The organism is Streptomyces sp. P5F9, from assembly GCF_057961495.1.
On the sequence record NZ_JBXVPZ010000661.1, the window covers coordinates 1 to 4,044 of the forward strand.

General features: G+C 70.0%; 5 protein-coding genes. 1 reads left to right on the forward strand and 4 read right to left on the reverse strand.

Going from position 1 to position 4,044, the window contains the following annotated elements:
- Positions 1 to 10: 10 nt before the first annotated feature.
- Complete coding sequence (locus AC31A1_RS47980) at positions 11 to 805, reverse strand: methyltransferase domain-containing protein (protein ID WP_489659360.1); 795 nt, start codon at positions 803 to 805, stop codon at positions 11 to 13.
- A gap of 248 nt (positions 806 to 1,053) precedes the next feature.
- On the opposite strand from AC31A1_RS47980, the gene corA reads away from it, so the two are divergent.
- Positions 1,054 to 2,181: a magnesium/cobalt transporter CorA gene (gene corA / locus AC31A1_RS47985; RefSeq protein WP_489659361.1), complete on the forward strand. Its 1,128-nt coding sequence runs from the start codon at positions 1,054 to 1,056 to the stop codon at positions 2,179 to 2,181.
- An 85-nt stretch (positions 2,182 to 2,266) separates the two neighbouring features.
- Here corA and AC31A1_RS47990 read toward each other — a convergent pair whose 3' ends face one another.
- The 3 genes from AC31A1_RS47990 to AC31A1_RS48000 form a co-directional block, all read right to left on the reverse strand.
- On the reverse strand, positions 2,267 to 2,695 hold the full coding sequence (locus AC31A1_RS47990) for a CBS domain-containing protein (protein ID WP_019060469.1): 429 nt from the start codon (positions 2,693 to 2,695) through the stop codon (positions 2,267 to 2,269).
- A gap of 164 nt (positions 2,696 to 2,859) precedes the next feature.
- A complete protein-coding gene (locus AC31A1_RS47995) occupies positions 2,860 to 3,501 on the reverse strand; it encodes a nucleoside/nucleotide kinase family protein (RefSeq protein WP_489659362.1) in 642 nt (213 codons plus the stop codon).
- 17 nt (positions 3,502 to 3,518) lie between these two features.
- The gene (locus AC31A1_RS48000; protein WP_489659363.1) at positions 3,519 to 3,914 is read right to left on the reverse strand and encodes a winged helix-turn-helix transcriptional regulator; all 396 of its coding nucleotides are present in this window, start codon (positions 3,912 to 3,914) and stop codon (positions 3,519 to 3,521) included.
- Positions 3,915 to 4,044: the final 130 nt, after the last annotated feature.

The window sequence follows — 4,044 nt, forward strand, 5'->3', positions numbered from 1 at the left end:
CCGCCCCCGCCTATGCCTTCCGCCCCCATGCCGAGATCATCGGAGCCGTCGCCAGATCCATCGTGCCGGAGGCGACGTTGGCCAGGTGGCGGTCGATCTCCTCGTCCGTGGCCAGGCCCGCGGTGACGAGTTGGCAGCGGATCTGGCGGACCGTCGCGGATTCCAGGGCGGCGCAGGCAGGTGAGGTCACCGGGAAGTACGCGTCGGCCTCCACCCTGCGCAGGCCGGCCTCGCGGAGCAGGCGCGGGAGTCGGCGGCCGTAGGAGAGGTCGGCGCCGCGGTCGGCGAGGAGTTCGCGGAAGCCGTGGCGGAGGCGGTTCGCGAGTTGCTGCTCGGGGCCGTGTTCGTCGGGGCAGAGCAGAGGCTGCAGGGCGGGGTCCGCGTCCTCGATCAGGAGGCGGCCGCCGGAGCGCAGGGACTTGATCATCGAGCGCAACGCCCGTTCCCGGTCCGGCACATGGACGAGGACGAGCCGGGCGTGCACGAGGTCGAAGCCCTCCCCCGGCGGTTCCTCGGCGCCGACGTCATGGACACGCACCTCGACCGGCGGGCGTGCGGCCGAGGCGACCTGCGAGGTGTCGATGTCGGTCGCTACGACCTTTCCGGTCGGGCCGACCTTCTTGGCCAGCCAGGACACCACCGAGGTGCCGCCGACGCCGACCTCCCAGACGCGCCAGCCGGGTCCGACGCCGAACCCCTCCAGGTGCCGGAACGTCGTGGGGTCGAAGAGCGTGGCGAAGGCGTCGAAGCGCTGTCCCGCCTCGGACTGCCGGTTGTCGAGGAGATACCCGTCGGATCGCGTCATGCCGCGATCATCCCAGTTGCCCCGCTTGTCGACAGGGGGCGACGCTCCGGTTGTCGACAGGGCGAAGCTCCGGCCCACCGCACCCTTGCCGCGACCGTGCACCGGTTCGTCCAAACCTTCGTCCACAGCCGGGAACAAAGCGGAGGATTCCGTTCCCACAGGCTTACCCACGGCTCACGTCGGCCTGGCAAACTGGCACGCCAAGGCGCAGAAATGCGATGCGAGGGGATCCACGCAAGGAGATCCGGATGTCCATGGCAGGGAATCTTCGGAAGGTCACGGGCCTCGGCAGGGTCGGCGGCCTCCGCAAGGTGGCACGGCTGGCCCGGCGGCGCCCGCGGGTCGACCTGAGCCACCCGGCCCGGTCACCGCTGGGCTCCTCGGTGGTGAACTGCGTCACTTATCAGGACGGCGTCCGCGTCCCGGTCGGCGGCGATCTGGTGGACGCCGTGGAGCGGGTGCGCAAGAAGGACGACGGCTTCGTCTGGCTCGGGCTGCACGAGCCGACGAACGATGAGTTCGCGGGCATCGCCGAGCTCTTCGACCTGCACCCGCTGGCGGTCGAGGACGCGATCGAGGCACATCAGCGCCCGAAGGTGGAGCGCTACGGCGAGACGCTGTTCGCCGTGTTCAAGACGGTCTGCTACGTCGAGCACGAGAAGCTGACCGCGACGAGCGAGGTCGTGAACACCGGCGAGATCATGGTGTTCATCGGCGCCGACTTCGTGATCACCGTGCGGCACGGACGGCACGGCTCACTGGGGCCGCTGCGCGAGGAGTTGGAGTCGAACCCGCGACAGCTCGTCAAGGGACCGGCCGCGGTGCTGCACGCGATCGCGGACCATGTGGTCGACGACTACCTGAGCGTCACGGACTCGGTGCAGGCGGACATCGACCAGGTGGAGACGGACGTGTTCGCGGAGAACGGCGCACGGGCGGACCCGGGCCGCATCTACCAGCTCAAGCGTGAACTCCTGGAGTTGAAGCGGGCGGTCGTCCCCCTCAGCCGCCCGCTGGAGGAGCTCGCCACCCGGCCCATGCGGGTGATCGGGCCGGAGATACAGGCCTACTTCCGGGACGTCTCCGACCACTTGCTGCGCGCGAAGGAGCAGATCGCGTCCTTCGACGAACTGCTCAACTCGATTCTGCAGGCGCACCTCGCCCAGGTGACGGTCGCGCAGAACGAGGACATGCGGAAGATCACGGCCTGGGCCGCGGTGATCGCCGTACCGACGATGGTGTGCGGTGTGTACGGCATGAACTTCGACCACATGCCGGAGCTGCACTGGCGGTTCGGCTATCCCCTGGTCATCGGCGTGATATTCGTGTCCTGTCTGGCGCTGTACCGGGGCTTCCGGCGCAACGGCTGGCTGTGAACGGCAGCCGCTGAACCGGAAACGGTCCGGCGGTACAACGTCCGGAAACGGTCCGGCAGTTCAGTGCCCGGAACCGCCCGGCGGTTCAGCGCATGCCGCTGCGGGCGTAGACGCTCTCGACCCAGCCGGCGAGTTGTTCCTCCGTCAGATGCTGGGCCAGGTCGGCCTCGCTGATCATGCCGACGAGGCGTTTGTTCTCGATGACGGGAAGCCGGCGGATCTGGTGTCCCTGCATCTCCTGGAGCACCTCGCCGACATCGGCGCCGGAGTCGATCCAGCGGGGGGTGCCCTGGGCCATCTCGCCTGCGGTGATCTTGGCCGGGTCGTGGCCCATGGCCACACAGCCGACGACGATGTCCCGGTCGGTGAGGATGCCGCAGAGCCGTTCGTTCTCGTCGCTGATGGGCAGGGCTCCGACGCCCAGTTCGCGCATCAGCTGGGCGGCGCGGTCCAGGGTTTCATGGGCGGGGATCCACTGGGCGCCCCGGTGCATGATGTCTCCGGCGGTGGTCATGTAGTACCTCCCGGTGCCGGACGGCCGGCGCGGCACAGAACGTTCCGCTAGTCCCGGCGCCCTACATTCTCGCCGCGCGACGGGGTGAACGCACCCGGACGGTCACCATTTCCGGTGCGCCGTCGCGCCACCCCAGGTCCCGTGGGACTCACCCGCTCTGCGGATCAGCCGTTCCACGCCGGGTGACGCGGGTCGTCGGCGCGTACCAGGACGTCCGCGGTGCCGGCCGGGTCGGTCTCGTCCTCGTAGCGCTCGAAGGCGGGGAGGGTCCAGTGCTCGGTCTCGGGGGTACGGCGGCGCAGGGCGCCCGGTGAGAGGAGGACGTGGACGGTCAGGTCGAACGGGAACCAGTGTCGAAGGAGGAGGGGGCCGTGCAGCAACAGGACGGCACCGGGCGGGAGTTGGACGTAGGGGCTGCGGGTGGCGCGGTCGGCGACCGGGTCCCACAGATCGGGCAGGACGCGGCCGTCCCCGTCCGGTTCGAGCGGGCCGAAGACCTCGCGCCACAGGGCACCGGTGTCGAACCAGCCGTCGTAGTACGCCTCGACGTCCTGGCGTCCGTACTCCAGCCGCAGCGAGGCCGGGCGCAGAAACCCACCGGTGCCGACGACGAGCGAGGAACGGCCGCGGACGCGCAGCGCCTCCGAGACGCGTTCGGCGAGGTCGCCGGGGTGGGCCGCCGGAGCGCCGTCGAAGGCGACGCGCGGCCAGGGGCTGCCGTCGGCCGGCTTCAGGTCGAGCAGACGCTCGGCGAGCAGGTCGCCGAGCCGGTCCCAGGTGATCGCTTCCAGTCGCACAGGGCCCATGATGCGGCAGGGCGCGATCAGGATGCGTCGGGCCGGTGGCTGCTACGGGCCGCGAGAAGGTGCGGAAGGTGGGTCTCGCTCCAGGCGCGGGCGGCGTCGAGGAGCGGGACGAGGCTGCGGCCGAGCGGGGTGAGGGCGTATTCGACGCGCGGCGGGTTCTCGTCGTACGCGGTCCTGGTCAGCAGGCCGTCGCGCTGCATGGCGCGCAGGGTCTCGCTGAGGACCTTGGGGGTAACGGCCTTGAGCGGTATACGGAGTTCGGTGAAGCGGCGCGGGCCGCCTTCGAGGCAGCGGACGATCATGCCGGTCCACTTGTCGCCCACCCTGAACGGCATCACGGATGAGGGACAGACGGGGTCGAACATATCGGGATCGAGCGGTTCCTGCCGTACGGCGTCCGTCTCGTCGGTCATGTGCCGAGGCTAGCGCCGGTTCCGTTGAAGTAACCGGGCCTCGGCTGCCTAGCGTGCAGGTCGGGCGGCGAACAGCGCTGCCGGACAAGGGAGTTGGGCATGAGCGGGATCGTGGTCCTCGGGGCCGGGG